We start from the raw sequence: 26,771 nt of genomic DNA on the forward strand, positions 1-26,771 counted from the left end.
ACGGACCCCCTGACCCGCGCTGCGGCATACAGGGGCGCCGGGTCGTAGCCTGTCCTCCATGGACCTCGCTGATCTCAACCCTGCCACGCTGATGAGGCAGACCCTGCTGGGCATGAGCCGCAATGACACCCTGCGCGACGCCCTCGAGCGGGCCCCGATCACCCGTGATGTGGTCATGCGCTTCATCGGTGGGGCCACGGCGCAGGACGCGCTCGCGGTGGCCACCGAGCTGGTCGACACCCGCCGGCTGGTCACGGTGGACTACCTCGGCGAGGACACGGTCGATCCTCAAATGGCTACCGACACCCGCGATGCCTATCTGGAGCTGCTCTCGGTGCTCGCCGAGGCCGGCCTGACCCAGGGTGGGACCGTCGAGGTGAGCCTCAAGCTGTCCGCGCTGGGGCAGGCCCTGGGACGTGACGGCAACAAGATCGCGCTGGAGAACGCCCGCGCCGTCTGCCAGGCCGCCGCCAATGCCGGCACCACAGTGACCCTCGACATGGAGGACCACACCACCACCGACCCGACCCTGCTGGTCCTGCACGAGCTGCGCAAGGACTGGCCCTGGGTCGGCGCCGTGCTGCAGAGCTACCTCTACCGGACCGAGCAGGACTGTCGAGACCTGGCCTACGAGGGCTCGCGCGTGCGGCTGTGCAAGGGTGCCTACAAGCAGCCCGAGTCGGTGGCCTATCCCGACAAGCAGGACGTGGACCGGTCCTATGTGCGCTGCCTGAAGATCCTGATGGAGGGCGAGGGCTACCCGATGCTGGCCACCCACGACCCGCGCCTCATCGAGATCGCGACGGTGCTGGCGGACAAGGCCCAGCGCGCGCCCGAGAGTTTCGAGTTCCAGATGCTGCACGGCATACGTCCCGACGAGCAGTTGCGGCTCGCTGCCTCGGGCGCCCAGATGCGGGTCTACGTCCCCTACGGCGACGAGTGGTACGGCTACCTGATGCGGCGGATGGCCGAGCGCCCGGCCAACCTGGGCTTCTTCCTGCGCGGCCTGGCCACGAAGGGGTGAGCGGCATGACCATCGCTCTGCTGGGAGCGGGCGTCATGGGAAGCACCCTGCTCGCCGCCCTGGTGCGCTCGGGGCACGACCCCGAGGACCTGGTGGTCAGCGACAAGGCCCCGGAGCGGGCCGAGCAGGTCGCGACCGCGCACGGCGCCCGCATGCTCGATCCCGTCGCGGCCGTGGCGGAGGCTGACGTGGTGGTGCTGGCGGTCAAGCCCCAGGACATGCCCGCCCTGATGGAGCAGGTGCACGACCACATCCGTCCCGGCACCCTCGTGGTCTCGATCGCTGCGGCGATCAGCACCGACTTCCTCGAGCGCCGGTTGCCCGACGGCACCTCGGTGGTGCGGGTCATGCCGAACACCCCGGCCCTGGTCGATCAGGGCATGTCGGGGATGAGCCCGGGCCGACACTGCACTGCGGAGCAGCTGGATGTCGCCCGGGGGCTGCTGGAGAGCGTGGGACGGGTCATCGTGCTCGACGAGTCGCACCAGGACGCGGTCACCGCGATCTCGGGCAGCGGCCCCGCCTACATCTTCTACGTGGTCGAGGCGATGATCGAGGCTGGCGTGCTGCTCGGCCTCCCGCGTGACACCTCCACCGAGCTGGTCGTCCAGACCCTGTATGGCGCAGCCACCATGATCCGCGAGACCGGGGCTCACCCGACGGTCCTGCGGGAGCAGGTCTCCAGCCCTGGCGGCACGAGCGTGGCCGCCCTGCGGGCCCTGGAGGACCACAAGGTCCGGGCCGCCTTCCTGACCGCGATGGAGGCTGCCGCCCGGCGTTCGCGCGAACTTTCGCCCCCGACCGCCTGACCGCTGCGCCGCCTCGCCGTGCGTCACCTGTTGTTCATCCAGGAGGTGTGCGGGCTCCTCGCAGCATCCGCGGCCCGTGTGACACAGTATGGCCATGAGTGAGCTTCGCGTGCGCGTCCTGAATGAGGACGAGTGGCCCAGGTATCGAGAGATCCGACTGCGTGCGCTGCGCGAATCCCCCGAAGCTTTCGTCGCCTCCGCCGAGGAGGAGGAAGCCTTCGATGAGGACGTGTGGCAGGCGCGCATGGAGCGCTCGCGGCGTATCTTGGCCGAGTCCGAGGAGGACGTGGTGGGCGTGGTCAGCATCGGCGCCGGCCACCGGACCACCATCCCCGGTGCCGGGGAGCTCTTCGGCCTGTGGGTGGACCCCCCGCGCCGCGGCACGGGCGTGGCCCGCAAGCTCATGGAGGAGGCCGCCCGCGTCGGCCGGGACGAGGGCCTGCGCCAACTGCTCTACTGGGTCGGCACCGACAATGGTCGCGCTGTCGCCTTCGCCTCCAGCTTCGGCTTCCGTCCCACCGACGACCGCCGCCCGATGCGGATCCACGGCGTCGACGAGGAGGACGCCGAGTCCGAGGAGATGATGATGGTCTACCCGCTCGGCGACCACGGCGGCGTCCCCACCTCGCTCTGATCACCGGGATTAGGGTTGTCCTATGACAGCCCGCGTGATGTGGGACGAGCGCTACACGTCCTACGACTTCGGCCCCGGTCACCCGATGCACCCCTGCCGGTTGGACCTCACCCACCGGCTGTCCCAGGAGCTCGGGCTGCTCGACCATGACGACGTCGATGTCGTCCCGGTCACGGCGGCCACCGAGCAGGACCTGCTCACCGTGCACACCCCCGACCTGATCGAGGCAGTGAAGGCGGCCGCGCAGGACCCCTCGCTGGCCACCGGTCGCCACGGGCTGGGCACCGATGACACCCCGGCCTTTCCTGGCATGCACGAGGCCTCCCTCCTCGCGGTCGGCGGCACCCTGGCCGCCTGCAACGCCGTCTGGGACGGTGAGGTGGAGCGCGCGGTGAACATCGCGGGGGGCCTGCACCACGCGATGCCGGAGAAGGCCAGCGGCTTCTGCGTCTACAACGACATCGCCGTCGGCATCCAGCGCCTGCTGGACCGGGGTGCCCGCCGCGTCGTCTACCTCGACCTCGACGTGCACCACGGTGACGGCGTGGAGCGCTGCTTCTGGAATGACGACCGGGTGATGACCATCTCGATCCACGAGACGGGTCGCGCGCTCTTCCCCGGCACCGGCTTCCCGGGCGACACCGGAGGCCCCAAGGCCCAGGACACCGCGGTGAACGTGGCCTTGCCACCCGGCACCGGGGATGAGGGCTGGCTGCGGGCCTACCAGGCGGTCGTCCCGACCATCGTGCGTGCCTTCCGTCCCGAGATCCTGATCAGCCAGCACGGCTGCGACTGCCACTTCGCCGACCCCCTGGCCCATCTCGCGGTGTCCATGGACGCGATGGCGGTCGAATACCAATGGGTCCGAGAGCTGGCCGACCAGGAAGCCGGTGGCCGCTGGGTCTCGCTGGGTGGCGGCGGCTACGAGCTGGTCGACGTCGTGCCCCGCGCCTGGACGCACCTCATCGGGGTGGCCACCGGCCGGCCCGTCGACCCGACGCTGCCGACCCCACCGCAGTGGCGTCGCTATGTGGAGGACACCTTCGACCGGCAAGCCCCGGCAGCGATGGGGGACCGGGAAGGCCGGCCGATCCGGTTCGGTCGCTGGGAGGACGGCTACGAGCCTGAGGACCCGGTGGACTCGGCGATCATGGCGACCCGCAGAGCGGTCTTCCCCGGCTGGGGACTTGACCCCTACTTCGACTGATCCGTCCCCTCAGAACCCCTGTTCACACCCGGCACAGATGTCGCATTCGTCACTTTTCGCGTGTCGGGCTGGACAAATCTTGCGTCACGACTTTCGCAAAGGCCCCACCTGCCCCTAGTGTTGGCCCGACAACCCGAGTGGAAGCGGTCCGGAGGGGAAGCCGAGCCCGCAGCCACGCAACCGAGTGAAGGATGCGTCCGATGGCAGATGAGCGCCAGCTTGCCGAGATGACGTTCATGACCGTGGCCGAGGTGGCCGCCGTCATGCGCGTGTCCAAGATGACCGTGTACCGACTGGTGCACTCCGGTGAGCTCCCCGCGGTGCGCGTGGGCCGCTCGTTCCGAGTCCCCGAGAAGGCTGTCAACGCCTACCTCGAAGACTCCTACCACGGCACGGCCTGAGCAGAACTCCCCGAGCGAGGCGGCGGCCCGAGTTTGGGCCGCCGCCTCGCTGCGCGGTAAGGTGACCGAATCCGTCGCGCGTGCGGACTCCGCGCGGCACCCAGGCACCACCCGAACGTGAAGAACCCCGAGACGAAGGACAGCCCATGGGCTCTGTGATCAAGAAGCGCCGCAAGCGGATGGCCAAGAAGAAGCACCGCAAGCTGCTGCGCAAGACGCGTCACCAGCGTCGCAACAAGAAGTGACGGACTGACGGTCCGTCTCGCCGAGGGCGTCACCCCGCACGGGGTCGGCGCCCTTCGTGCGTCCTTGATGAGCCTCAGTCCAGCAGTGCCGCGCGCACGGTCTGCGCGTCCACCTGCCAGTGCGCCACCCGCCTGCCGTCCACCTCCAGGACCGGCACCAGCGTGGTCAGCTCGGCGAGCAGGGCCGGGTCCTCCCGGCCGGCCTCGTCCAGATCCCGCACCTCGATCGCCACGGGCGGCCTCCCGCGGCCCGGCCCGCGCCGCCCAGCGCTGCCTTCCGCGACGTCCCGGACCACGCTCTCCATCTGCTCGCACAGGTGGCATCCCGCACGCGACCAGATCACCACCGACCGCTGGGGAGCGCCCTCGCGCGCACGTCGCCACCACCGCATACGGGCGATCCTCCCATCTCCAGGGGTGGTGCTCGGTCGCCGTTTTGGTCAAAACGATGACTGCTGCCTAGAGTGAGGGGGTCCGTGCCGACCAGGTGCGAGGGGTTTGGTATAAGCCTCCCGGGTCGGCACCCTTTGCTGGAGAGGAGCCGGTGCGCCGTGATGGCCGAGTCCACCCGACGTGGCGTGCCAGAGGCGACCGTCGGACGGCTCCCCGGCTACCTGCGTGCCCTCACCGAGCTCGGTGAGCGTGGTCGCGCGTCCGTCTCCAGCGATGAACTCGCCACCCTCGTCGGGGTCCGCTCGGCCCAGGTGCGCAAGGACCTGTCCACCCTCGGCAACTACGGCGTCCGCGGTGTCGGGTATGACGTCGCTCGCCTGCGCGAGCAGATCGCCGCCGAGCTCGGGCTGAGCCAGGAGCGGGCCGTCGTCATCGTCGGGATGGGAAATCTGGGGCGCGCCCTGACCTCCTATGCCGCCCTGGCCACGCGCGGTTTCCGCGTCGTCGCGCTCGCCGACGTCGACCCCGCAGTGGTCGGCACGGAGGTCGAGGGCCTGCCCGTGCGCCGGTTGGAGGACCTCGACCCGGTCCGCACCCCGTTGGCTGTCGGGGTCATCACCACCCCCGCGCACGCCGCCCAGGAGGTCGCCGACCAGCTCGTCGAGCTCGGGGTCCGCTCGATCCTGAACTTCGCCCCGACCGTGCTGCGGGTGCCCGAGGACGTGCACGTGCGCGCCGTGGACCTGGCCACTGAGCTGCAGATCCTGGCCTTCCACGAGCACCAGCGCGCCCTCGCCGACGCCCAGGGGGAGGAGGTCGGATGAGCGTCCTCGTCGTCGGGCTGAGCCACCACTCCGCCCCGATGGAACTGCTTGAGCGCGCCACCCTGGATGCCGACCGCGCCCAGGAGCTGACCGGGCGGCTCGGCAGCGCCGGGCACGTGGCCGAGTCCCTCGTGCTCACCACCTGCAACCGCCTCGAAGTGGTGGCCCAGGCCGAGACCTTCCACGGCGCGCTGACCGAGATCTTCGAGTCGATCAGCGCTGTGACCGGACTGTCCGATGACGAGTTGACCCCGCACCTCTACGTCCACCACGACGAGCGCGCGGTCTCGCACGTCTTCTCCGTCGCCTGCGGGCTGGACTCGATGGCGGTGGGGGAGAGCCAGATCCTGGGCCAGCTGCGCGACGCGCTCGCCGCCGGGCAGCGCGACGACAGCCTCGGTCCCGCGCTCAACCCGCTCCTGCAGCAGGCCCTGCGCGTGGGCAAGCGCGCGCACGCCGAGACCGCGATCGACCAGGTCTCCCGCTCGCTGGTCACCCTCGGGCTGGAGCGCGCAGCCACCGTGCTGCCCGACCTGACCGGTGCCCGCGTGGTCGTCGTCGGGGCCGGCGCGATGTCCGGCCTGGCCGTGGCCACCCTGGCCCGCGCTGACATCGCCGATGTCGTGGTCGTCAACCGCACCCGGGAGCGGGCCGACGCCCTCGCGGCCCAGCACGACTTCCGTGCGGCCGACTGGTCCGAGCTGGTGCACCTCGCCGGCGGTGCCGACCTGGTCCTCACCTGCACCGGTGCTGCGGACCGGGTGATCGACCACGACGAGTTGGCCCGGACTCGCGCCGAACAGGGCCGCACCGGCTCGCCGCTGGTGCTCCTCGACCTCGCCCTGCCGCGCGACGTGGACCCGGCCGTGACCGACCTGCGCGGCGTGCGCCTGTGGGGGCTGGCCGAACTGCAGGCCGAACTGGGGACGGCCGACCGGGACGCCGTCGCCGACAGCCCGGCCGTCGTCGACGCCGCCGTCACCGATGTCCGCGACCTGGTCACCGCCGAGGTCGCCTCCTATCTCACCGAGCGTCGCGCCGCCCGCCTCGCCCCCGCCCTCAACGCGCTGCGCACCCGTGCCGCCCAGGTCGTGGACGCCGAGATGGCCCGCCTGGACCAGCGCCTGCCGCAGCTGGCCGCGGACGAGCGCGCCGAGGTGCGCCAGACGGTGCGCCGGGTCGTCGACAAGCTCCTGCACACCCCGGTCGTGCGCGCCAAGCAGTTGCAGGCCGGCCAGCACGCGCACCCTGGCGACTACGGCCAGGCGCTGCGCGAGCTCTTCGACCTGGACCCCCGCGAGGTCGCGGTCGTGTCCCGTCCGCCGGCCTCCGGCCCGGTCCCCGCGCCAGACGTCCCCGCGCCAGACGCGGACGCTGACCACGGATCCACGGCCGACGCCCTGCGCGCCGGCCCAGGCTCGGGTCACCCCGCCTCCGGCGCTGGAGGTATGCCGTGACCCCCGTCCTCCGCCTCGGCACCCGGGCCAGCGCGCTGGCGACCACCCAGTCCACCTGGGTGGCCGACCGCCTCCGCGCCGCCGGTCACCACGTCGAACTCGTCCACGTCCGCACCGAGGGAGACGCCTCCCGCGCCAGCCTGAGCGAGATCGGCGGGACCGGGGTCTTCGCCGCCGCCCTGCGCCGGGCGCTGCGCGACGGCGAGGTCGACCTGGCCGTGCACTCCCTCAAGGACCTGCCCACCGCTCCGGAGCCCGGTCTGTCCATCGCTGCGGTGCCGGAGCGTGAGGACCCCCGCGACGTGCTCGTCGCCCGCGACGGCCTGACCCTGGACGCGCTGCCCGAGGGCAGCACCATCGGCACCGGATCGCCGCGCCGCGCGGCCCAGCTCACGGTCGCCCGCCCCGACCTGCGCGTCGTGGACATCCGCGGCAATGTCGACACCCGGATCGGCTACGTCCGCTTCGGCGAATTGGACGCGGTGATCCTGGCCCGCGCCGGCCTGGCCCGCCTGGGCCGCCTCGACGACGCCACCGACACCCTGGGCCTGGAACTCATGCTCCCGGCGCCCGGTCAGGGCGCGCTCGCGGTCGAGTGCCGCTCGGGTGAGGGGTCGGAGTCGGATGCGCGTCTGCATACGGGACTCAGGGAGATCCTGGAGCACCCGCCCACGCGGCGGGCCGTGGACGCCGAGCGCGCGGTCCTGGCCGCCCTGGAGGCAGGCTGCACCGCGCCCGTCGCCGCCCTGGCCCGCGAGATTTCCCCGAACTCCCTCGACTCCGCCCCACCTGCCGAGGCTGCGGCACCCGCCGCCAGCCCCGCCACTCACCGGGACGAGGCCGACCCGCACGCCGGGCCGGACCTGTCCCTCGACGTCTTCGTGGCACTGGGGGACCACCCCCTGCGCCACACCCAGGCCGGGCCCGACCCGGTCGCGCTCGGCCGAGAGGTCGCCGAGCACCTGTTGTCCCGTCTCGACCCCGTCCCCGCGGGGTCTCACACCACCGGAGCGTGAGCCATGAGCCTGAGCACTGACGCCGCCCCCGTCACCCCCGCCCACCTGCCTGAGCAGGCCGACGCCGCGAGGGTCGCGTTCGTCGGCGCCGGCCCGGGCGATCCGGGCCTGCTCACCGTCCGGGCGCGCGACTATCTCGCCGCCGCCGACGTCATCCTGCTCGACACCATCCACCGCTCCGAGCAGCTGGCGCCCTGGTGCCGCGAGGACGTGGAGTTCGTGCTCGCCGCGCCGCAGGTGGAGGGTGGCCGGGCGCTGAGCGAGACGGCCCGGGCCAAGCTGCTCGTGCGCACCGCATGCAAGTTCGCCGACCCCAGCCACCTCGTGGTCCGGATGATGGACGGCGACCCCTCCGCCTTCAGCGGCCTGGCCGCCGAGGCGCTGGCCTGTCGCGAGTCCGGCGTGACTTTCGAGATCGTGCCCGGCGTGAGCACCGCCTGGTCGGTCCCCGCCTACGCCGGGGTCCCGCTGACCACCCACGAAGCCAGCGGCGAACTGCACATGATCACCGCCGGCGACCCCTCGGTCGAGTGGTCGCTGCACACCCGCGAGGACATCACCCTCGTCGTCCTCGGTGAGGGCAAGTCGTTGCTGGCCGCGCTGCGCGGCCTCGTCGACGCCGGCCGACCGGAGACCAGCCCGGTCGCGCTCACCGAGCACGGCACCACGGTCACCCAGCACACCACCGTGCTGACCCTGGCCGACGCGATCATCGCCATGGAGACGGGTCGCTCGGACTGCCCGGAGGCCTCGGTCGCCGTGGTCGGGCCGCAGGTCGAGCTGCGCGCCGAGCTGTCCTGGTATGAGACCAAGCCGCTCTTCGGCTGGTCGATCCTGGTGCCGCGCACCAAGGACCAGGCCGGCCCGATGACCGAGCGGATCGCCTCCTACGGCGCCACCTCCTCGGTGGTGCCGACCATCAGCGTCGAGCCGCCCCGCACCCCGCAGCAGATGGACCGCGCGGTCAAGGGCCTGGTCACCGGACGCTATGAGTGGATCGGCTTCACCTCGGTCAACGCTGTCAAGGCGGTCCGGGAGAAGTTCGAGGCCCTCGGGCTGGACGCCCGCGCCTTCGCCGGCCTGAAGATCGCGGCCGTCGGCGGCGTCACCGCCGAGGCGCTGCGCGAATGGGGCCTGGAGCCCGACCTCGTCCCGGACGGCGAGCAGTCGGCCCGCGGTCTGCTCGAGGCCTGGCCGCCCTATGACGACGTGCTCGACCCGATCGACCGGGTCTTCCTGCCGCGCGCCGACATCGCCACCGAGACGCTGGTCGCGGGCCTGCAGGAGATCGGCTGGCAGGTCGACGACGTCACCGCCTACCGGACCGTGCGGGCCTCCCCGCCGCCCGCCCCGGTGCGCGAGTCGATCAAGGGTGGTGCCTTCGACGCGGTCTGCTTCACCAGCTCCTCCACGGTGCGCAACCTGGTCGGTATCGCTGGCAAGCCCAGCCCGTCGACGGTGGTGGCCTGCATCGGCCCGGCGACCGCCAAGACGGCTGAGGAGCACGGGCTGCGGGTGGACGTCATCGCCGCCGAGCCCAACGCCGAGGCCCTGGTCGACGCGCTGGCCCACCACGCCCGGGTGCTGGTCGCCCAGGCGCGGGCCGAGGGCGAGCCGGTGCTGCGCCCCAGCCAGCGTCGCGCGCAGACCCGCCGCAGCCGCAGCAAGCGGTGAGCGGGCCCGTCAGCCAGGAGCGGTCCCGGCCCGTGAGCATCGAGCGACCCCGGCGCCTGCGCGCCACCCCCGCCCTGCGCCGGCTGGTCGCTCAGACCCGGCTCGACGCGGCCGACCTCGTCCTGCCCGTCTTCGTGCGGGATGGGATCAGCGAGCCGCACCCGATCTCCTCCATGCCGGGCGTGGTCCAGCACACGATGGACAGCCTGGTTCGGGCAGCTCGCGAGGCCGTCGATCTCGGCGTCGGCGGGATCATGGTCTTCGGGGTGCCGCGCGAGGAGGACAAGGACGCGACAGGCTCGGTCGGGCTTCGGCCCGACGGCATCCTCAATGCCGCCCTCACCCGCCTGCGGGACGAGCTCGGCGACGAGACCGTGCTGATGAGCGATCTGTGCCTGGATGAGTTCACCGACCACGGCCACTGCGGGGTGCTGGGTCAGGACGCCTCTGGTCGCTCGGTCGTCGACAACGACGCCACGCTCGAGGTGTATGCGCAGATGGCCCTCGCGCAGGCCCGCGCAGGTGCCCACGTGGTGGGGCCGAGCGGGATGATGGATGGTCAGGTGCGGGTGATTCGCGAGGCCCTGGACGGCGAGGGGTTCACGGACATCGCTGTGCTCGCCTACACCGCCAAGTACGCCTCGGCCGCCTACGGCCCCTTCCGGGAGGCCGTCGGCTCCTCGCTGCAGGGGGACCGTCGGACCTACCAGCAGGATCCCGCCAACCGGACCGAGAGCCTGCGCGAGCTGCGCCTGGACCTGGCGGAGGGCGCGGACCTGGTGATGGTCAAGCCAGCCCTGCCCTATCTGGATGTGCTGGCCGATGTCGCCGCGGCGGTCGATGTCCCGGTGGCGGCCTATCAGGTGAGCGGCGAATACGCGATGATTGAGGCAGCAGCGGCCCAGGGCTGGCTGGACCGTGACCGGATGGTCCTGGAGACGCTGACCTCGATCCGGCGCGCTGGTGCCCAGATCGTGCTGACCTATTACGCCGCCCACGCGGCCCGTCTCCTGGGAGGTGCCCCATGACCCGCCCCACTCCCGAGATCACCGAGCCCCGGTGGCTGGACGAGGAGGAGCAGCACGCCTGGCGCTCCATCCTGCGGGCCAACCACCTGCTGCGCGTGGTGATGAATGAGGCGCTGGACCCCTTCGACGTCAGCTTGGGCGAGTACGAGCTGCTGTCCATGGTCTCCGAGGCACCCGGCGCGCGGATGCGGATGGCTGCCGTCGCCGACCTCATCGTCCAGTCCCGCAGCCGAGTCAGCCACACCGCGACCCGGTTGGAAAAGCGGGGCTGGGTGCAGCGGATGCCCTCGGTCCGGGACGGCCGCGGCGTCGTCCTCGCCCTGACGCCCGAGGGTCGGGAGATGGTCGAGCAACTGGCCCCGGTGCACGTCGAGAGCGTGCGGGCGGCGCTGCTGGACCACATCTCCGGCGAGGAACTCGTGGCCTATGGCGACATGATGCGCCGCGTCGTGCGCGCCACCCGGGCCAGCGACGACCAGGCTAGCGACGCCGTCTGAGAACGAGGGGCTGTGAGGGGCCGGACCGAGCCGAGCAGCGAGACCACCCCGCCTCCCTGGTGAGGACCTTTCAGCAGCGCGTGACAGGCTGGATCCCATGACTGACGCACCTGCCTCCGCCGCGCTCCTGGACCGTGCCCGCACGGTCATCCCCGGCGGCGTGAACTCCCCGGTCCGGGCCTTCCGCTCGGTCGGCGGCACCCCCCGCTTCATGACCCGAGGTCAGGGCCCCTGGATGTGGGACGCCGACGGTCAGCGCTATGTCGACCTCGTCTGCTCCTGGGGACCGATGATCCTGGGCCATGCCGACCCCGAGGTGCTCGAGGCGGTCACCGAGGCCGCCGCGGCGGGCTTCTCCTTCGGCACCCCCACCGAGCGTGAGGTGCTGCTCGCCGAGGAGATCGTGCGCCGGGTCGAGCCGGTCGAGCAGGTGCGCCTGGTCAGCTCGGGCACCGAGGCCACGATGAGCGCGATACGCCTGGCCCGTGGGTTCACCGGTCGCTCGGTCGTGGTGAAGTTCGCCGGCTGCTATCACGGCCACGTCGACGCCCTGCTCGCCTCCGCCGGCTCCGGCGTGGCGACGTTCGGTCTGCCGGACAGCCCGGGTGTCCCGGCCTCGGCCGCCGGCGAGACGATCGTGCTGCCCTACAACGACATCGAGGCTCTGGAGGCCACCTTTGCCGAGCGCGGCACCGAGATCGCCGCGCTCATCACCGAGGCGGCCCCGGGCAACATGGGGGTCGTCCCGCCCGCGCCAGGTTTCACCGACGCGCTGCGCCGGGTCACCAGCGAGCACGGGGCACTGCTCATCAGCGACGAGGTGATGACCGGCTTCCGCTGCTCCCCGGCCGGTTGGTACGGCCTGGAGGGTATGCCGCAGGGCGGCGCCCCCGACCTGTTCACCTTCGGCAAGGTGATGGGCGGCGGGTTTCCCGCAGCGGCCTTCGGCGGCCGGGCCGATGTCATGGCCCTGCTCGCACCCGAAGGCCCCGTCTACCAGGCGGGCACGCTCTCCGGGAACCCGGTCGCCTCCGCCGCCGGCCTCGCCACCCTGCAGCGCTGCACCCCGGAGGTCTACGACCGGCTGGCCGAGGTCTCCTCGACCATCGCGGAGGCGACGACCGAGGCGTTCTCGAGTCACGGCATACCTCATCGGATCCAGTGGGCCGGCTCGATGTTCTCGGTCTTCTTCCGCGAGGGCGAGGTGCGCGACTACGACGACGCGCGCGACCAGGACAGCGAGCGCTTCGGCCGCTTCTTCCACGCGATGCTGCGGCGCGGGGTGCACCTGCCGCCGAGCTGCTTCGAGTCCTGGTTCGTCTCGGCGGCCCACGACGACGAGGCCGTGCAGATCGTGGTGGACGCGGTGCGCGAGAGCGCGGCCGAGATCGCCTGAGCGTCCGACCAGCCGCGCCCCGCGATCATCCGTCCCGCCGACACGCCCACCAGCACCGGCTCAGTCGCGCCCGGCCACGACCGAGCCGCTCTTTCCCGGGCGTGGCGCGGGATATGTTGCCCGGTCGCGACAAATGGGGTCCCCGGTCGGGACAAATGGGGTCCCCGGTCGGGACAAACGGGGTCCCCGGTCGGGACAAATCGGGTCCCCGGTCGGGACACATCGGGTCACAGGTCGGTTAACCGCTGTGCGCGGAACTGCGCGGATGACAGGATGGCGAGGTGCTGCTCACCCTGACGTCGACCGCGCCGCAGGCGCCCGATCTGGGCTTCCTGCTGTACAAGCACCCTGACCGGGTCCAGACGTTCACCGTCTCGGGCGCGACGGCGACGGTGCTCTACCCCGAGGTCGAGGACGAGCGCTGCACGGTCGCGCTGGTGCTGGAGGTCGATCCGGTCGCGCTCGCGCGGCGCAAGGGCGCCGGGGTCGCGGGTTTCGCCCTCGGCCAGTACGTCAACGACCGCACCTATGCCGCCTCCTCGCTGCTCGCGGTCGCGATCGGGCAGGTCTTCGGCACCGCGCTCAACGGCCGCTGCGAGGCCCGCCCCGAGCTGGTGGACCAGCGGCTGCCGCTCACGGTCCGGATCCCCGCCCTCCCCGCCCGCGCGGGCCGGGATGGCCGCTCCGGTATGGCGTTGCTCACCGCCCTCTTCGCGCCGCTCGGCTGGTCGGTGGCCGGGTCGACCACCGATCTGGCCGAAGGGCTGGAGGGGATCGAGTGGGGCCCCGCGCCCTATGTCGACGTCGAGCTGACCGCGGAGGTGCGGCTCGCGGACGCGCTCTCGCACCTCTACGTGCTGCTGCCGGTCCTGGATGACGCCAAGCACTATTGGGTCGGCCCGGACGAGGTGGACAAGTTGATGCGCCGCGGTGAGGGCTGGCTGGCCGGGCACCCGGAGCGGGAGTTCATCACGCGCCGCTATGTCGGGGTGCAGCGCGACTATGTGGAGGATGCGCTCAGCCGGTTGGCCGAGCTGGACGAGGCGGCGCTGCCTGGCGGGGGTCCCGTGGTCGCTGAGAGCGCCGAGACCACCTCCGTCGAGACCGCCACCGACAGCACAGTCGCCACCGAGATCACCGCCAACGACACCACAAGCATCACCACGGCCGTCGCTGACGCGCCCCCGGTCCCGCACAAGCGAGCGCGACTGGCGGCGGTCCTGACCGCGCTGCGCGAGGTGGGCGCCCAGCGGGTGGTGGACCTGGGTTGCGGCGAGGGCTTCTACCTGGGCGAGCTGATCCGGGATCCGACTATCACCGAGGTGGTCGGGATCGACGTCAGCGCCGCCGAGCTGGCGCGGGCCGAGCGCCGCCTGGGGCTGACCGAGGACCGCCTTCCGGACACCCAGCGCGCCAAACTCACCCTGCGCCAGTCCTCGGTGACCTATCGCGACGACGCGCTCGCCGGCTACGACGCGATCCTGCTGGTCGAGGTGGTCGAGCACCTGGAGCCGGACCGCGTCGAGGCGTTGGTGACCAACGTCTTCGGCCACGCCCGGCCCCGAGCCGTCGTGCTGACCACGCCGAACGCCGAGCACAACGTGCGCTACGGCATACCCCAGGGGCAGTTTCGCCACCCCGACCACCGCTTCGAGTGGACGCGGCAGGAATTGGCGAGCTGGGCGCAGGACGTGGGTGCGCGGCACGGCTACACGGTCGAGGTGCGGCCGGTCGGCGAGGACGATCCCGAGGTGGGGCCGTCGACGCAGCTGGCGCTGTTCACCCGGCGTGACCAGGGTGGGCAGGCCCGATGAGCCCGCGCGAGATCCGGGTACCTGAGCTGTCGCTCGTCGTGCTGATCGGCGCGTCCGGGGCGGGCAAGTCGACCTTTGCCGCCCGGGCGTTTGGGCCGTTCGAGACGATCAGCTCGGACTACTGCCGCGGTCTGGTGAGCAATGACGAGAACGACCAGTCGGCCAGCGCCGACGCCTTCGCGCTGCTGCACCACCTGGCCGGGGTGCGTCTGCGGCGCGGGCTGCTCACGGTGATCGATGCGACCAACGTCTCCCGTCCGGCGCGCGCGGAACTGGTCAAGGTCGCCCGTGATCACGACGTGCTGCCCGTGGCGATTGTGCTCGACCCGGGCCTGGAGGTCTCGCTCGAGCGCAACCGGACCCGCCCCGACCGCGACTTCGGCGAGGGGCCGGTGCGCCGCCAGCACAAGCAGCTCGGCACGTCCGTGCGCGGGTTGCACCGGGAAGGCTTCCGCGGCGTGCACGTGCTCACGGACGTGGCCGACATCGACTCCGCGGTCATCGTCCGCGAGCCGCTGCTCACGGACTTCCGCGATCGCACCGGGCCGTTCGACATCATCGGCGACGCCCACGGGTGCCTCGACGAGCTGGTCGAGCTGCTCACTGCCCTTGGGTATGCCGTGACCCACGACGATCAGGGCCGTCCCGTCGACGCGGTGCATCCGGAGGGTCGGATCGTGGTTTTCGTCGGCGACCTCGTCGATCGCGGGCCGAACTCGGTCGGCGTGCTGCGGCTGGCGATGGGGATGCACGCGGCCGGGCACGCGCTGGCGGTGCCGGGCAACCACGAGGCCAAGTTGGTGCGGGCGCTCGACGGCGCCAACGTCAAGGTCAGCCATGGTCTGGAGACGACCTTGGCCGAGTTGGCGCAGGAGTCCGAGGAGTTCCGCCAGGAGGTGCGGGCCTGGTGCTACGGGTTGGTGTCGCACCTGATGCTGGACGGTGGTGACCTGGTGGTGGCGCATGCCGGGCTGAAGGAGGCCTATCACGGCCGGGCGTCGGGGCGGGTGCGCTCGTTCGCGCTCTATGGAGACACGACGGGGGAGACCGACGAGTACGGGCTGCCGGTGCGCTACCCGTGGGCGGAGGACTACCGGGGTCGGGCGGCGGTGGTCTATGGGCACACGCCGACGCCGACGCTGGAGTGGATCAACAACACCCTGTGCCTGGACACCGGGTGTGCCTTCGGCGGTCGGCTGTCGGCCTTGCGGTGGCCGGAGCGGGAAACGGTGCAGGTGAACGCGCACGGCGTGCACTACGAGCCGGTCAAGCCGTTCCCGGTCGCGGGGGCGGAAGGCCCTCAGCGGGCCGAGGGCGAGTTGCGGCTGGAGGATGTCACCGGCCGACGTCGGGTGCAGACGCAGGAGCTGGGCGTGGTCGACGTCAGCGCCGAGAACGCGGCGGGTGCGCTGGAGGTGATGAGCCGCTTCGCGCTGCACCCGCGGCTGCTGCCCTACCTGCCGCCGACGATGGCGCCGGTCGCGGCCTCGCGGCGAGAGGGCTATCTGGAGCATCCGCAGGAGGCCTTCGAGCAGTACGCGCGCTGGGGCGTGGAGCGGGTGGTGTGCGAGGAGAAGCACATGGGCTCCCGGGCGGTCGTGCATCTGGCCGGGTCCGTCGCTGCTGAGGATGGGGCCGGTCAGGGTCGAAACGGGGTTGACGGCGCCGTCTACACGCGCACCGGCCGCTCGTTCTTCGGGCCGGATCTGACGACCGAATTGCTCGAGCGCGTCCGCCGGGCGATCGCTGCCGCTGACCTGCCCGACGGCGTGGGGGAGGTCGACCGGCTGCTCCTCGACGCCGAACTGCTGCCGTGGTCGGCCAAGGCCGAGCCGCTCCTGCGGGAGCAGTACGCCGCCGTCGGTGCCGCCGCGCGGCTGGCGCTGCCCGCGACGTTGCAGATGCTGGAGCAGGCGCAGACCCGCGGACTGGACGTGCACGACATACAGGGACGGACGCGGGAGAGGTGGGCGGACGCGCAGGCCTACGACCAGGCCTGGCAGCGCTACGTCTGGCCGACCTCGGGGCTCGAGGGTGTGCAGCTCGCGCCCTTCCAGGTGTTGGCCGCGGGCGACCGGGTCCTGGCCGGTCGGGAGCACACCTGGCACCTCGAGGTCGCCGACCGGCTGGTCGCCGCCGACCCCGAGCTCTTCCGCACCACCCGGCGACTGGTCGTCGACACCACCGCCGAGAGCTCCAGGGCCGAGGGCGTGGCCTGGTGGGAGGACCTGACCGCGGCCGGCGGCGAGGGCATGGTGGTCAAGCCGGCCGAGCCGCTCGCGCGACCGCAGGGCAAGCTCGTCCAGGCCGGGCTGAAGGTGCGGGGGCGGGAGTACCTGCGGATCATCTACGGGCCGGACTACACCCGACCCGAGCACCTGGACCGGCTGCGCGATCGTGGGCTGGGGCGCAAGCGGGCGCTCGCCGTACGCGAGTACGCACTCGGCCTGGAGGCGCTGGAGCGGTGGGTCGCCGGTGAGCCGTTGTGGCGCGTGCACGAGGCGGTCTTTGCGATCCTGGCGCTGGAGTCCGAGCCGGTCGACCCACGGCTGTGAGCCACCCCGGTTACCAGGGTGCGCTCAGGTTGTCGTGGGATGATCCGGCGCATGTCCCAGCCCGCCCGCGACGCCGAGCCGCGCGCTGCCCGCACCCTGCACGACGGGACCCCGGTGACGGTGGTGCACGTCGTCCGGCACGGCGAGGTGCACAACCCTGACGGGGTGCTCTACGGTCGGCTGCCGGGCTATCCGCTCTCCGAGCGTGGGCAGCAGATGGCGCAGGCCGCCGCCGACCACCTGGCCGACCGGAATGTGACCTATGTCGTGGCCTCGCCGCTGGAGCGGGCGCAGCAGACGGCGGCACCGATCGCGGCGGCGCACGGACTGTCCGTCGAGGCCGACGAGCAGTTGATCGAGTCCGGCAACCACTTCGAGGGCCTGCAGGTCGGCCAGGGCGAAGGTGCGCTGTGGCGGCCTGAGCACTGGCGCGCCTACACCAACCCCTTCCGGCCGTCTTGGGGCGAGGCCTATCGGGCGATCGCCGATCGCATGGGCGACGCGCTCGAGGACGCCCGGCAGGCGGCCGAGGGGCATGAGGCCGTGATGGTCAGCCACCAGCTGCCGATCTGGATGCTGCGGCGATCGCTGGCGGGCCAGCGTCTGTGGCACCACCCCCGTCGGCGGGAGTGCTCGCTCGCCTCGGTGACCAGCGTCCTCTTCCACGGGATCCACGCGGTGCGCGTGGACTACGCCGAGCCGGCGGGGCACCTGCTCGCCGGTGCGTTGGACGTGACGGGGACCAGCGCTGAGGTGATCGGTTCGTGACGCGGGTCGGTGTGCGTGCGTCGACGACGGCGCGAGGCTGCGCGCGGCGAGGCCTCCCGTGGTTGGCCGCCCTGGCGGCCTCGACCCTCGTGCTGGCCGGCTGCTCCGACGACGGCACCAGCATCAACGCGCAGATGCGCGAGGGGGACCAGAAGGGCTATGTCGCCGGGGACGGCACCATCGAGCAGCTCGATCCCGAGCAGCGCGACATCGAGATCACGCTCGCCGGGACCACCCTGACCGACGAGCCGTGGGACGCCGCCGACCACACGGGGGAGGTCCTGGTCGTCAACGTCTGGGGCTCGTGGTGCGGGCCCTGCGTGGAGGAGACGCCGGACCTGGTGGAGGTGTCCAGCGCCTACGCCGACGCGGGGGAGCCGGTCCGCTTCATCGGGGTCAACGTGCGGGACTCGGTCCCCAACGCGAAGTCCTTCGCCGACACCTACGGGATGCCGTACGAGTCGCTCGCCGACGATGGCGGGCGCACGCGCGCACAGCTCGGCGGGCTGGGGATCGCGACCCCATCCACGATCGTGGTCGACCCTGAGGGCCTCGTCGCGGCGCGGGTCTCGGGGCCGGTCGACGCCGCCACGCTGCGGGGGCTGATCGAGGACGTCCTCGCCGAGGACGCGGCCGGGGCCACCGGGTGAACGAACTCGTCCTGTCCGGTCCGCTGCTGGTCGCCGTCGCCGTCGCCGCGCTGGCCGGCCTGGTCAGCTTCGCCTCACCCTGCGTGCTGCCCCTCGTCCCGGGCTTTTTGGGTTATGTCGGAGGTATGACGTCCGAGGGGTCGACCTCGCGTCGTCGGCTGATGCTCGGGGCGGGGTTGTTCGTGCTCGGGTTCACCGTGGTCTTCCTGGCGCTGAGCGTGGTGATCTCCGGGGTGGGGATGGCGCTGACCCAGAACCAGGGGCTGCTGCTGCGGATCGCCGGTGCCGTGGTCATCGCGCTCGGCCTGGTGATGGTGCTGCAGCCGTCTGCCGCCTGGCAGGTGCGCTGGCGTCCGGCCGCCGGTCTGGCTGGTGCTCCGCTGCTCGGGATGGCCTTCGGGCTCGGCTTCTCGGCCTGCACCGGTCCGGCCCTGGTCGCGATCCAGACCCTGGGCACCTCGATCCTGCCTGGCAACGACCAGATGGGGCGGGCGCTCGTGCTCGGCGCGGCCTACAGCCTCGGTCTGGGCCTGCCCTTCCTCCTCATCGCCGCCGGGCTCGGCTGGGTGACCCGCGCCTCCCGGTGGGTGCGGGGTCACTACCTGGTGATCCAGCGCGTGGGCGGGTCGCTGCTGGTGGTGATTGGGCTGCTGATGGTGACCGGTGTGTGGGGTGAACTGATGGCCTGGGTGCAGTCCCGGCTGGTGAGTGGATTCGAGACGGTGATCTAACGCAGATGAGCAAGCAGACGGACAACCAGACCGACAGCCCGACGAAGGGCCAGACCGACAGCCCGACGAAGGGCCACACCGACACCCAGGCCGAGGACGCCTCGCGGATCGAGGCGTCCTATCCCAAGAACCGGGCCGCCATCGGCGGCCCGCGGCTGGGTGTCATCGGTTGGGTGCGCTGGTTCTGGCGTCAGCTGACCAGCATGCGCACCGCGCTCTTCCTGCTCCTGCTCCTGGCCCTGGCCGCGATCCCCGGCTCGATCTTCCCGCAGCGGCCGGTCGATGCCGCTCGGACCCGGCGCTGGATCGAGGACAACCCTGACACCGCCCCCTGGCTGGACCGGCTCGGGATGTTCGACGTCTACGCCTCGCCGTGGTTCGCCTCGATCTACCTGTTGCTGATGATCAGCCTGATCGGCTGCATCATCCCGCGCGCCCGCCAGCACATCGCTGCGATGAGAGCCCAGCCGCCCCGCGCCCCACGGCGACTGGACCGCCTGCCGGTGTACCGGCATACGGGACTCCACGCGACACCCTCGGAGGTGAGCGCCGCCGCCCGGGTCGCGCTCGGTGAGCGGCGTTTTCGGATCCGGCGCGCTGCGGAGGGTGAGGGCGCCGGGGAGCAGTTCGTGGTGTCGGCGGAGAAGGGATACCTGAAGGAGACCGGCAACCTGCTCTTCCACCTGGCGATCCTCGGCGTGATCATCTCGGTCGCGGTCGGGCACCTGTTCGGGTGGCGCGGCGAGATCATCGTCAAGGAGGGCGAGACGTTCACGACCGGGGCGGGCGCGTTCGACACCCTGACCCTCGGACCGCTGGTCGACGAGGCCGATATCCCGCAGTTCTCGGTGCGGCTGGACCGGCTGGACGTGCAGTTCGAGTCGCAGGCCGAGGGGGCGCAGTTCGGCCAGCCGCGGAAGTTCGAGGGCGTGGCGACGGTGCAGGAAGGCGATGAGCCGGCCCGCGGATACGAGTTCGCGGTGAACCATCCGCTGCACGTGTCGGGGACCTCGCTCTTCCTGCTCGGCAACGGCTACGCCCCGGTGGTGACGGTGCGCGATGGTGAGGACACTGTCGTCTTCCAGGACGCGGTGACCTTCCTGCCGCAGGACAACGTCTACTCCTCCTCCGGCGTGATCAAGGTGACCGGCACCCAGCCCAACCTGGGATTTGTCGGAGGCTTCCTGCCGACCCTGACCTTCGATGAGGAGATCGGCCCGACCTCGGCCTTCCCCGGGCTCGCCGACCCGGCGCTGGTGCTGACCGCCTTCGAGGGCAACCTCTTCCCCGACGGTCGGGCCCAGTCGGTCTTCTCGATCGAGACCGACGACATGGACCAGCTGATGCAGGAGAACGGCGAGCCGGTGCGGCTGCTCATCCGCCCCGGCGAGACGCTCGAGCTGCCGGAGGGCAAGGGCTCGATCGAGATGGAGAACGTGATCCGCTGGGCCGGGCTGCTCGTGCGGCACGACCCCGGTCGCCTGCCCGCCCTGGCGTTCTCCGGGGTGGCGCTGCTCGGGCTGGTGCTGATGCTCGGGGTGCGACGGCGTCGGGTGTTCGTCCGCGTGGAGCCGGGCGAGCGGCATACTGGGATCGGCATCGCCGGACTGCCCAAGGGCACCGATCCTGGCCTGGAGGACCTGGTCGACCAGATCATGGGACGGATCGTGACCGCGACGGGCGGCCGTGAGGTGCGCCCCGACGATGTCGGAGACGAGATGAAGGACGAAGACCGATGACCAACACCAGCCAGGCGATTGCCTCGGACTACGCGATCTGGGGCTCCATCGTGGTGCTCGCGCTCGCGATGCTGGCCTTCGTGGCCTACCTGTCGATCGCGGGTGCGGCCAGTGAGCGCAAGGCCGACCGGGTGGCGCGGGAGCGCGAGCTGGTGGGTGCTGGAGCTGTCGGCGAGGGCGCGGCCGGTGTGGACGCCGCTGGTCGCGGTGGGGCGTCGGTGGGACGCGCCGGTGCGGATGACGGTGCCGTCGTGCCCAAGGGTCCGGCGGCGCCGGAGCGGGCCCGCCGGTTCGGCGTGATCGGGCTGCAGCTGACCTGGCTGGCGACGCTGCTGGTCATCGCCGGGACCGTGCTGCGCGCGCTCTCGGTGTCCCGTGCGCCGCTGGGCAATATGTACGAGTTTGCGCTGGGCACCGCGTGCCTGGCGCTGCTGGTCTACTCGGTCTGGTCGGTGCGTCAGCCGCGGCTGTGGCTGGGCGCCTTCGTGGTCCTGCCTTCGCTGCTCATCCTTGGCGCGGCCAAGATCTGGTGGTACACCGAGGCCTCGCAGCTGATGCCGGCCCTGGACAACATCTGGCTGATCATCCACGTCTCCATCGCCATCCTGTCGATCGCGCTCTTCGTGATCGGGGCGGCGTTGGCGGTCGCCTATCTGCTGCGGGACAGCGCCGAGCGCAAGGGGCGGGTCAAGGGCTGGCTGGCCTCGCTGCCGGCGGCGACCAAGTTGGAGCAGCTGACCTACGGCGTGCACATCTTCGCCTTCCCGATGTGGACCTTCGCGGTGATCTCGGGCGCGATCTGGGCCGAGCAGGCGTGGGGTCGCTATTGGGGCTGGGACCCCAAGGAGACCTGGAGCTTTGTGATCTGGGTGGTCTATGCGGCGTACCTGCACGCCCGGGCGACCTCCGGCTGGACGACGCGCAAGGCGACGTGGGTGGCGATCGCGGGCATCGTCTGCATCATCATCAACTACACGGTCGTCAACCTGCTGATGACCGGCCTGCACTCCTACTCGGGGGTGAGCACGTGATCGCCGTTCGCTACACCATCATGCGGCTGATGGTCTTCGCCGGCTTCTTCGCGGTGCTGACCCTGCTGCGGGTGCCGATGATCTGGGCTGCCGTGGCGGCCGCCCTGCTGTCCATGGTGGCCTCCTACTTCCTGCTCGCACCGGACCGCGAGCGCTTGGCCGCCGGTCTGGAGCGCAAGGTCGAGGACCGGATCGCCCGACGGCGCGCGGCCGTAGACGAGGGGCGCACCCTCGAGGAGGAAGAGGACGCCGAGGCCGACGGCCACGGCCGCACCTGATCCGCCTCCGCCCCTCCCGACCCCGACCCCCCCGGCCACCGAACGCGCGGGGTGTCCCGCGAGAGCCCCACCGAACGTCCGCTGTGTCGCCACCGAGCACCACCGAACGTCCGCTGTGTCGGCACAGAGCCTCACCGAACGCGCGGCGCGTTGGTTGCGACGACCTGGGAAGCGACATACCGGACCTCGTGTTCGGGTGGCCGTGGTCGCTGCCAGGAGGAGTGGCGCGTTGAGCGCGTGATTCAGGGGGCGTCGCGCGCGTTCGGTGGCCCGAAGCGGCGACCTTGCGCGCGTTCGGTGAGTGATTCTGGCGACCTGGCGCGCGTTCGGTGGCCCGAATCGGCGACATTTTGCGCGTCCGGTTGAGGGAAATGGCGACCTGGTGCGCGTTCGGTCGGGGAGGGGGTCAGGCGAGGGGGGCGAGGGCGAGGCCGAGGGTGAGGGCTACGGCATAGGCGAGTTGGAGGGCGCCGGTCTGGGCGAGGGCGGGGAGCAGGTCACGACCGTAGGTCTGGCCTCGTACGATGCGCAGCGGCTTGATCGCGAGCGGCGCGGCGAGCAGACCGAGCAGCGCGGTCCAGTGCGCCACGGCTGCGAGCAGCACCATCACGAAGGCGCCCACCACCATCGCGGTGTAGAGCTGACGGGTCTTGGTGAACCCGAGCCGCACGGCCAACGTCCGCTTGTCCACGGCACGATCGCCCTCGAGGTCGCGCAGGTTGTTGGTCACCAGGATTGCGCACGCCAGCAGACCGCAGCCGATCGCTCCGCCGATCGTTGCCAGGTCGATCGCGCCCGCCTGGGTCCACGTCGTCCCCAGCACGGCGAACAGCCCGAAGAAGACGAAGACCATCACCTCGCCCAGCCCCCGATAGCCATAGGGCTTGGAGCCGCCGGTGTAGTTCCACGCCGCCCAGACGGCGACCGCGCCGACGAGCAGCAGCCACCAGGAGTTCGACAGCGCGACCAGCGCCAGCCCCGCCACGCAGGCGAAGAAGAAGCACGCGAAGGCCGCGGTCTTCACATTGGCCGGGTCGGCCAACCGCTGGCCGACGAGGCGCACCGGCCCCACCCGGTCCTCATCGGTCCCGCGGATGCCGTCGGAGTAGTCGTTGGCGTAGTTCACCCCCACCTGGAAACCGAGCGCCACGACGAGCGCGAGCAGCGCCAGCCCCAGATCGGCGCGCCCGAGAGCGTGCGCAGAGGCGGTGCCGACCATGACGGGGGCGAGGGCGGCCGGGAGCGTGCGGGGTCGCGCGCCCTCGATCCACTGGGCGAGGGAGGCCATCGTGCGGGTGTTCCTTCGTTAATCGACCCGGGGTCACAGACCCTTGAGGAAGTCAGGATCGTCGTCGGGCCCCATGGGGCCGCGCTCGACACGCGGCTGGCGGGGGCCGAGCAGCGTCTCCAGGATGCTCACCGGCCGACCGGCGATCAGCCAGGCCGCGCCGCCGACGAGCGGGAAGAGCAGGATCATCACCAGCCACAACGGCTTGGGCAGCCCACGGATCTGGTCATCGTCGGTCTGGACCGCGTCGACCACGCAGTAGATCGAGAACGCGAGCAGCGCAATGGCGCCGATCACCTTGCCCATGGCACCTCCTGCCGTGGTCTGTCTCGGGTGTGGCTGGTGTCTCCGTGAGGGTCCATTCTGCCACCCGGCGCCGACAGGTCAGGACTGAGTCGACCCGCTCGCCTCAGCCAGCATCGCCCGGGCCCGCGTGCGACCCGGTTTGCCCAACCCCACGCCCGGTATGGCGTCGCACCAGACGATCCGCCGCGGCGCCGCGTGCGGGGGCAAGGTGTGGGCGAGCGCGGCACGAAGGTGGTCGAGGGTGGGGTTGGATTCCCGCGCTGCCACCAGCAGGGCGCCGACGACCTGGCCCCATTCGGCGTCCTCGATCCCGAGGACCAGCGCGTCCTGGATCTCCGGGAGCGCCCGCAGCGCCGTCTCGACATCCGAGGGTTCCACCTTGTGACCGCCGGTGATGATCACATCGTCCAGGCGGCCGAGCACGGTGAGTCGTCCGTCCCCATCGAGCCGGCCGCGGTCGTCGGTGCGGAACCAGCGACGCCCCTGTTCGTCGAGGGTGAACTTCTCGGCGCTCAGCTCTGGGAGGTCGACGTAGCCATCGGCAAGCACGTCGCCCCCGAGCAGAATCCGACCGTCCGCCTCGAGGTCGACCCGGACGCCATCCAGGGGGAGCCCGTCGTAGACGCAGCCTCCGCAGGTCTCGCTCATCCCGTAGGTCGTGACGACGTTCAGCCCCGCCTCGGACGCCCGCATCAACAGATCGGCCTGCGCTGCGGCGCCGCCGAGCAGGATCGCGTCGAGCCGGGCAGCAGCTCGGGTCGCGTCCGGGTCGGCCAGCACCCGGTGCAGCTGGGTCGGCACCAAGGACGTCAAGCGCAGGGCAGCGCGCGCAGCGTCACCCGAGCCGAGGTGCGCGCAGGCGCGGGTGAAGGCGGAGGCGGTGAACGGCATACCGGGGACGGGGTTGACGCGGACCGGGTCGGTGCCGGCCAGGATCGAGCGGGCCAGCACCTGGAGGCCGGCGACGTGCTCGGTGGGGAGCGCCAACACCCAGCGGCCGTGCCCCGCAAGCCGGGCAGCCGTCGCCTCACCCGAGGCGCGCAGGGCGGCGCCGGAGAGACGGACGCGCTTGGGCGTGCCGGACGACCCGCTCGTCGCCACGACAACGGACTCGGACGAGCCCTCGAGCAACACCCGGCGCAGCAGGGCGAGGTCTTCGCCCGCGCCGGCCGGGTGCTCGGTCACTCCGCGGGCTGGAAGGACTTGTCGAGGTCGACGTACCAGTCGCCCTCGATCTTGCGCAGCGTGATGACCTCGTCGCCGAGCGCCTCGCGGAAGAGCTCGGACAGGTTGGTCCGGTCCACGATCGCGGTGTCGCCCTCGACCTGGGCGCCGTTGATACGCATCGCCTCGAGCACGGCGCGCTCCTCAGCACCCAGTTCCTGGGCCTCGGCCTGCGCCTCCATCGCGGCGGGCAGCACCTCCTGGCACAACTCCATGTCGGAGTCGACGTCCTTCATCGGCCGGTCGACGTCGCTGAAGGAGATGAGGTAGTCGCAGGCGGCCTCGTCGGCCTCGATCGTGGCCATGAAGAAGGCGCGGGCTACATCGGCAGCGGCCTGGCCCTCCTCGCCCCCGGGGACGTCCGCGGTGCTGGCGGCGGTGTCGGTGGTCGCCGCGTCGTCGACCTCGGTCTCGGCGGCCGAATCCTGCGTGCTGTCGGCCGCGGCGTCGTCTGTCGTCTCGGCGTCGTCCGCAGTGCCGGTCTCGGTGCCGTCCTCGACCGGGGTGGTCTCGGTGGGGGAGTCCGCCTCGGTGGTCGGGGTGGGCTCGGTGCTGTCGCCGCCGGTGTCGCAGGCCCCCAGGAAGAGTGCCGGCACGGCGAGGGCGGTGACGAGTGCTCGTCGCATCATGGCTGCTCCTCGGGTACGTGTCGTGTCACAGAAGTAGGCATCCAGTGTGGCACGGCGGGACCGATGGGACCGTCTCAGCGGGCTGGGGGTCGGCTCGCGGTGGGGTGGTGGGTGCTCGGCGCGCTCAGAAGTACCAGGGGAAGGGCGACCAGTCCGGCGCCCGCTTCTCCAGGAAAGCCTCCTTGCCCTCCACCGCCTCGTCGGTCATGTAGGCCAGCCGGGTCGCCTCACCGGCGAAGACCTGCTGCCCGACGAGGCCGTCGTCGGTGAGGTTGAAGGCGAACTTCAGCATCCGCTGGGCGGTCGGCGACTTGCCGAGGATCTCGCGGGCGACCTGGATCGACTCCGTCTCCAGCTCGGCGTGGTCGGCGACGATGTTGACCGCGCCCATCCGGTGCATCGTCTCGGCGTCGTAGGCACGGCCGAGGAAGAAGATCTCGCGGGCGAACTTCTGGCCCACCTGCTTGGCCAGGTAGGCCGAGCCGTAGCCAGCGTCGAAGGAGCCCACGTCGGCGTCGGTCTGCTTGAAGCGGGCGTGCTCGCGCGAGGCGATGGTCAGGTCGCAGACCACGTGCAGCGAGTGCCCGCCGCCGGCGGCCCAGCCGCTGACCACCGCGATCACCACCTTGGGCATGGTGCGGATGAGTCGCTGCACCTCGAGGATGTGCAGCCGACCGCCCTCGGCCTTGACCCGCGCCTCGTCGACGCCGGAACTGGTGGGGTCGGCGTCCTCGTCGGTAGACATGGCGTACTGATAACCGCTGCGTCCCCGGATCCGCTGGTCGCCGCCGGAGCAGAACGCCCACCCGCCGTCTTTGGGGGAGGGCCCGTTGCCGGTGAGGAGCACGACGCCGACATCGGGGGTCATCCGGGCGTGGTCCAGGGTCCGGTAGAGCTCATCGACCGTGTGCGGCCGGAAGGCATTGCGCACCTCGGGGCGGTCGAAGGCGATCCGCACGCACCCCAGCTCGACGTGCCGGTGGTAGGTCAGGTCGGTCAGGCCTTCGAAGCCCGGCACCTCCTGCCATTGGCTGGGGTCGAAGGGGGTGTCAACGTGCATCTGCTCGTGCGGCGGGGCAGGTCTGTCGGTCACGGCGTCCACACTAATGGAGAGCGGTGGATAGGTTTGGATACCTATCCAGACCTATCCGGA

Annotated in this window: 27 protein-coding genes; 21 read left to right on the forward strand and 6 right to left on the reverse strand. The window is 71.4% G+C overall.

Going from position 1 to position 26,771, the window contains the following annotated elements; translation table 11 throughout:
* Positions 1-58 precede the first annotated feature (58 nt).
* The 6 genes from ACQBAT_RS02340 (at position 59) to ACQBAT_RS02365 (ending at position 4,320) form a co-directional block, all read left to right on the forward strand.
* Entirely contained in the window at positions 59-1,024 is a 966-nt protein-coding gene (locus ACQBAT_RS02340) for a proline dehydrogenase family protein (protein WP_420747229.1), read from the forward strand.
* Between the two features lie 5 nt (positions 1,025-1,029).
* Positions 1,030-1,833, forward strand: coding sequence for a pyrroline-5-carboxylate reductase (gene proC, locus ACQBAT_RS02345; RefSeq protein ID WP_420747228.1), 804 nt, complete (start codon positions 1,030-1,032; stop codon positions 1,831-1,833).
* A 94-nt stretch (positions 1,834-1,927) separates the two neighbouring features.
* Positions 1,928-2,467, forward strand: coding sequence for a GNAT family N-acetyltransferase (locus ACQBAT_RS02350; protein WP_420747227.1), 540 nt, complete (start codon positions 1,928-1,930; stop codon positions 2,465-2,467).
* A gap of 22 nt (positions 2,468-2,489) precedes the next feature.
* Positions 2,490-3,674 carry an acetoin utilization protein AcuC gene (locus tag ACQBAT_RS02355; RefSeq protein WP_420747226.1) on the forward strand — a complete coding sequence of 395 codons (1,185 nt, stop codon included), beginning with the start codon at positions 2,490-2,492 and terminating at the stop codon, positions 3,672-3,674.
* Positions 3,675-3,874: 200 nt separating this feature from the next.
* Positions 3,875-4,075 (forward strand): helix-turn-helix domain-containing protein, encoded by a 201-nt coding sequence (locus ACQBAT_RS02360; protein ID WP_426999927.1) that lies wholly within the window; start codon positions 3,875-3,877, stop codon positions 4,073-4,075.
* A 146-nt stretch (positions 4,076-4,221) separates the two neighbouring features.
* Positions 4,222-4,320 carry a 30S ribosomal protein bS22 gene (locus ACQBAT_RS02365; RefSeq protein WP_003792170.1) on the forward strand — a complete coding sequence of 33 codons (99 nt, stop codon included), beginning with the start codon at positions 4,222-4,224 and terminating at the stop codon, positions 4,318-4,320.
* Between the two features lie 74 nt (positions 4,321-4,394).
* Here ACQBAT_RS02365 and ACQBAT_RS02370 read toward each other — a convergent pair whose 3' ends face one another.
* Entirely contained in the window at positions 4,395-4,712 is a 318-nt protein-coding gene (locus tag ACQBAT_RS02370) for a glutaredoxin family protein (RefSeq protein WP_420747224.1), read from the reverse strand.
* A gap of 162 nt (positions 4,713-4,874) precedes the next feature.
* Here ACQBAT_RS02370 and ACQBAT_RS02375 point away from each other — a divergent pair, with 162 nt between their 5' ends.
* The 15 genes from ACQBAT_RS02375 (at position 4,875) to ACQBAT_RS02445 (ending at position 22,171) form a co-directional block, all read left to right on the forward strand.
* Positions 4,875-5,537, forward strand: a complete 663-nt coding sequence (locus tag ACQBAT_RS02375; protein WP_420747223.1) for a redox-sensing transcriptional repressor Rex — start codon at positions 4,875-4,877, stop codon at positions 5,535-5,537.
* On the forward strand, positions 5,534-6,994 hold the full coding sequence (locus ACQBAT_RS02380) for a glutamyl-tRNA reductase (RefSeq protein ID WP_420747222.1): 1,461 nt from the start codon (positions 5,534-5,536) through the stop codon (positions 6,992-6,994). Before ACQBAT_RS02375 ends, ACQBAT_RS02380 begins: the two co-directional genes overlap by 4 nt.
* Positions 6,991-8,010, forward strand: a complete 1,020-nt coding sequence (gene hemC, locus ACQBAT_RS02385; protein WP_420747221.1) for a hydroxymethylbilane synthase — start codon at positions 6,991-6,993, stop codon at positions 8,008-8,010. Before ACQBAT_RS02380 ends, hemC begins: the two co-directional genes overlap by 4 nt.
* Positions 8,011-8,013: 3 nt before the next feature.
* The gene (locus ACQBAT_RS02390) at positions 8,014-9,684 is read left to right on the forward strand and encodes a uroporphyrinogen-III synthase (protein WP_420747220.1); all 1,671 of its coding nucleotides are present in this window, start codon (positions 8,014-8,016) and stop codon (positions 9,682-9,684) included.
* A gap of 32 nt (positions 9,685-9,716) precedes the next feature.
* Positions 9,717-10,712, forward strand: coding sequence for a porphobilinogen synthase (gene hemB / locus ACQBAT_RS02395; protein ID WP_420747219.1), 996 nt, complete (start codon positions 9,717-9,719; stop codon positions 10,710-10,712).
* Complete coding sequence (locus tag ACQBAT_RS02400) at positions 10,709-11,209, forward strand: MarR family winged helix-turn-helix transcriptional regulator (protein ID WP_420747218.1); 501 nt, start codon at positions 10,709-10,711, stop codon at positions 11,207-11,209. Before hemB ends, ACQBAT_RS02400 begins: the two co-directional genes overlap by 4 nt.
* 97 nt (positions 11,210-11,306) lie before the next feature.
* Entirely contained in the window at positions 11,307-12,605 is a 1,299-nt protein-coding gene (gene hemL / locus ACQBAT_RS02405; RefSeq protein ID WP_420747217.1) for a glutamate-1-semialdehyde 2,1-aminomutase, read from the forward strand.
* A gap of 281 nt (positions 12,606-12,886) precedes the next feature.
* Positions 12,887-14,419: a 3' terminal RNA ribose 2'-O-methyltransferase Hen1 gene (locus tag ACQBAT_RS02410; RefSeq protein WP_420747216.1), complete on the forward strand. Its 1,533-nt coding sequence runs from the start codon at positions 12,887-12,889 to the stop codon at positions 14,417-14,419.
* Complete coding sequence (locus ACQBAT_RS02415; RefSeq protein ID WP_420747215.1) at positions 14,416-16,974, forward strand: polynucleotide kinase-phosphatase; 2,559 nt, start codon at positions 14,416-14,418, stop codon at positions 16,972-16,974. The genes ACQBAT_RS02410 and ACQBAT_RS02415 overlap by 4 nt, the downstream gene beginning before the upstream one ends.
* 51 nt (positions 16,975-17,025) lie before the next feature.
* On the forward strand, positions 17,026-17,742 hold the full coding sequence (locus ACQBAT_RS02420; protein WP_420747214.1) for a histidine phosphatase family protein: 717 nt from the start codon (positions 17,026-17,028) through the stop codon (positions 17,740-17,742).
* Positions 17,739-18,392 carry a TlpA family protein disulfide reductase gene (locus ACQBAT_RS02425; RefSeq protein ID WP_420747213.1) on the forward strand — a complete coding sequence of 218 codons (654 nt, stop codon included), beginning with the start codon at positions 17,739-17,741 and terminating at the stop codon, positions 18,390-18,392. The genes ACQBAT_RS02420 and ACQBAT_RS02425 overlap by 4 nt, the downstream gene beginning before the upstream one ends.
* Positions 18,389-19,123 carry a cytochrome c biogenesis CcdA family protein gene (locus ACQBAT_RS02430; protein ID WP_420747212.1) on the forward strand — a complete coding sequence of 245 codons (735 nt, stop codon included), beginning with the start codon at positions 18,389-18,391 and terminating at the stop codon, positions 19,121-19,123. The genes ACQBAT_RS02425 and ACQBAT_RS02430 overlap by 4 nt, the downstream gene beginning before the upstream one ends.
* Positions 19,124-19,128: 5 nt before the next feature.
* Complete coding sequence (gene resB / locus ACQBAT_RS02435) at positions 19,129-20,862, forward strand: cytochrome c biogenesis protein ResB (protein WP_420747211.1); 1,734 nt, start codon at positions 19,129-19,131, stop codon at positions 20,860-20,862.
* Positions 20,859-21,893: a c-type cytochrome biogenesis protein CcsB gene (ccsB, locus tag ACQBAT_RS02440; RefSeq protein ID WP_420747210.1), complete on the forward strand. Its 1,035-nt coding sequence runs from the start codon at positions 20,859-20,861 to the stop codon at positions 21,891-21,893. The genes resB and ccsB overlap by 4 nt, the downstream gene beginning before the upstream one ends.
* The gene (locus ACQBAT_RS02445) at positions 21,890-22,171 is read left to right on the forward strand and encodes a DUF4229 domain-containing protein (protein WP_420747209.1); all 282 of its coding nucleotides are present in this window, start codon (positions 21,890-21,892) and stop codon (positions 22,169-22,171) included. Before ccsB ends, ACQBAT_RS02445 begins: the two co-directional genes overlap by 4 nt.
* A 406-nt stretch (positions 22,172-22,577) precedes the next feature.
* Here ACQBAT_RS02445 and ACQBAT_RS02450 read toward each other — a convergent pair whose 3' ends face one another.
* The 5 genes from ACQBAT_RS02450 to ACQBAT_RS02470 form a co-directional block, all read right to left on the reverse strand.
* The gene (locus ACQBAT_RS02450) at positions 22,578-23,459 is read right to left on the reverse strand and encodes a 1,4-dihydroxy-2-naphthoate polyprenyltransferase (protein ID WP_420747208.1); all 882 of its coding nucleotides are present in this window, start codon (positions 23,457-23,459) and stop codon (positions 22,578-22,580) included.
* 33 nt (positions 23,460-23,492) lie between these two features.
* Positions 23,493-23,765, reverse strand: a complete 273-nt coding sequence (locus ACQBAT_RS02455) for a PLDc N-terminal domain-containing protein (protein ID WP_420747207.1) — start codon at positions 23,763-23,765, stop codon at positions 23,493-23,495.
* Between the two features lie 78 nt (positions 23,766-23,843).
* Entirely contained in the window at positions 23,844-24,950 is a 1,107-nt protein-coding gene (gene menE / locus ACQBAT_RS02460) for an o-succinylbenzoate--CoA ligase (protein WP_420747206.1), read from the reverse strand.
* Positions 24,947-25,618 (reverse strand): hypothetical protein, encoded by a 672-nt coding sequence (locus ACQBAT_RS02465; RefSeq protein ID WP_420747205.1) that lies wholly within the window; start codon positions 25,616-25,618, stop codon positions 24,947-24,949. The genes menE and ACQBAT_RS02465 overlap by 4 nt, the downstream gene beginning before the upstream one ends.
* 124 nt (positions 25,619-25,742) lie before the next feature.
* Entirely contained in the window at positions 25,743-26,678 is a 936-nt protein-coding gene (locus ACQBAT_RS02470) for a 1,4-dihydroxy-2-naphthoyl-CoA synthase (protein ID WP_420747302.1), read from the reverse strand.
* Positions 26,679-26,771 lie beyond the last annotated feature (93 nt).

This window comes from Ornithinimicrobium pulveris (genome assembly GCF_050261105.1).
GTDB lineage: Bacteria > Actinomycetota > Actinomycetes > Actinomycetales > Dermatophilaceae > Ornithinicoccus.

Excerpts from the sequence above, each read along its gene's own strand:
- hemL (WP_420747217.1), top strand. The coding sequence starts at position 11,307 with ATGACTGACGCACCTGCCTCCGCCGCGCTCCTGGACCGTGCCCGCACG.
- proC (WP_420747228.1), top strand. The coding sequence starts at position 1,030 with ATGACCATCGCTCTGCTGGGAGCGGGCGTCATGGGAAGCACCCTGCTC.
- ACQBAT_RS02370 (WP_420747224.1), bottom strand. The coding sequence starts at position 4,712 with ATGCGGTGGTGGCGACGTGCGCGCGAGGGCGCTCCCCAGCGGTCGGTG.
- ACQBAT_RS02470 (WP_420747302.1), bottom strand. The coding sequence starts at position 26,678 with ATGCACGTTGACACCCCCTTCGACCCCAGCCAATGGCAGGAGGTGCCG.
- ACQBAT_RS02450 (WP_420747208.1), bottom strand. The coding sequence starts at position 23,459 with ATGGCCTCCCTCGCCCAGTGGATCGAGGGCGCGCGACCCCGCACGCTC.
- ACQBAT_RS02420 (WP_420747214.1), top strand. The coding sequence starts at position 17,026 with ATGTCCCAGCCCGCCCGCGACGCCGAGCCGCGCGCTGCCCGCACCCTG.
- ACQBAT_RS02465 (WP_420747205.1), bottom strand. The coding sequence starts at position 25,618 with ATGATGCGACGAGCACTCGTCACCGCCCTCGCCGTGCCGGCACTCTTC.
- ACQBAT_RS02360 (WP_426999927.1), top strand. The coding sequence starts at position 3,875 with ATGGCAGATGAGCGCCAGCTTGCCGAGATGACGTTCATGACCGTGGCC.
- ACQBAT_RS02390 (WP_420747220.1), top strand. The coding sequence starts at position 8,014 with ATGAGCCTGAGCACTGACGCCGCCCCCGTCACCCCCGCCCACCTGCCT.
- ACQBAT_RS02365 (WP_003792170.1), top strand. The coding sequence starts at position 4,222 with ATGGGCTCTGTGATCAAGAAGCGCCGCAAGCGGATGGCCAAGAAGAAG.
- ACQBAT_RS02340 (WP_420747229.1), top strand. The coding sequence starts at position 59 with ATGGACCTCGCTGATCTCAACCCTGCCACGCTGATGAGGCAGACCCTG.
- ACQBAT_RS02400 (WP_420747218.1), top strand. The coding sequence starts at position 10,709 with ATGACCCGCCCCACTCCCGAGATCACCGAGCCCCGGTGGCTGGACGAG.
- ACQBAT_RS02455 (WP_420747207.1), bottom strand. The coding sequence starts at position 23,765 with ATGGGCAAGGTGATCGGCGCCATTGCGCTGCTCGCGTTCTCGATCTAC.
- ACQBAT_RS02415 (WP_420747215.1), top strand. The coding sequence starts at position 14,416 with ATGAGCCCGCGCGAGATCCGGGTACCTGAGCTGTCGCTCGTCGTGCTG.
- ACQBAT_RS02355 (WP_420747226.1), top strand. The coding sequence starts at position 2,490 with ATGACAGCCCGCGTGATGTGGGACGAGCGCTACACGTCCTACGACTTC.
- ACQBAT_RS02350 (WP_420747227.1), top strand. The coding sequence starts at position 1,928 with ATGAGTGAGCTTCGCGTGCGCGTCCTGAATGAGGACGAGTGGCCCAGG.
- ccsB (WP_420747210.1), top strand. The coding sequence starts at position 20,859 with ATGACCAACACCAGCCAGGCGATTGCCTCGGACTACGCGATCTGGGGC.
- ACQBAT_RS02380 (WP_420747222.1), top strand. The coding sequence starts at position 5,534 with ATGAGCGTCCTCGTCGTCGGGCTGAGCCACCACTCCGCCCCGATGGAA.
- ACQBAT_RS02375 (WP_420747223.1), top strand. The coding sequence starts at position 4,875 with ATGGCCGAGTCCACCCGACGTGGCGTGCCAGAGGCGACCGTCGGACGG.
- resB (WP_420747211.1), top strand. The coding sequence starts at position 19,129 with ATGAGCAAGCAGACGGACAACCAGACCGACAGCCCGACGAAGGGCCAG.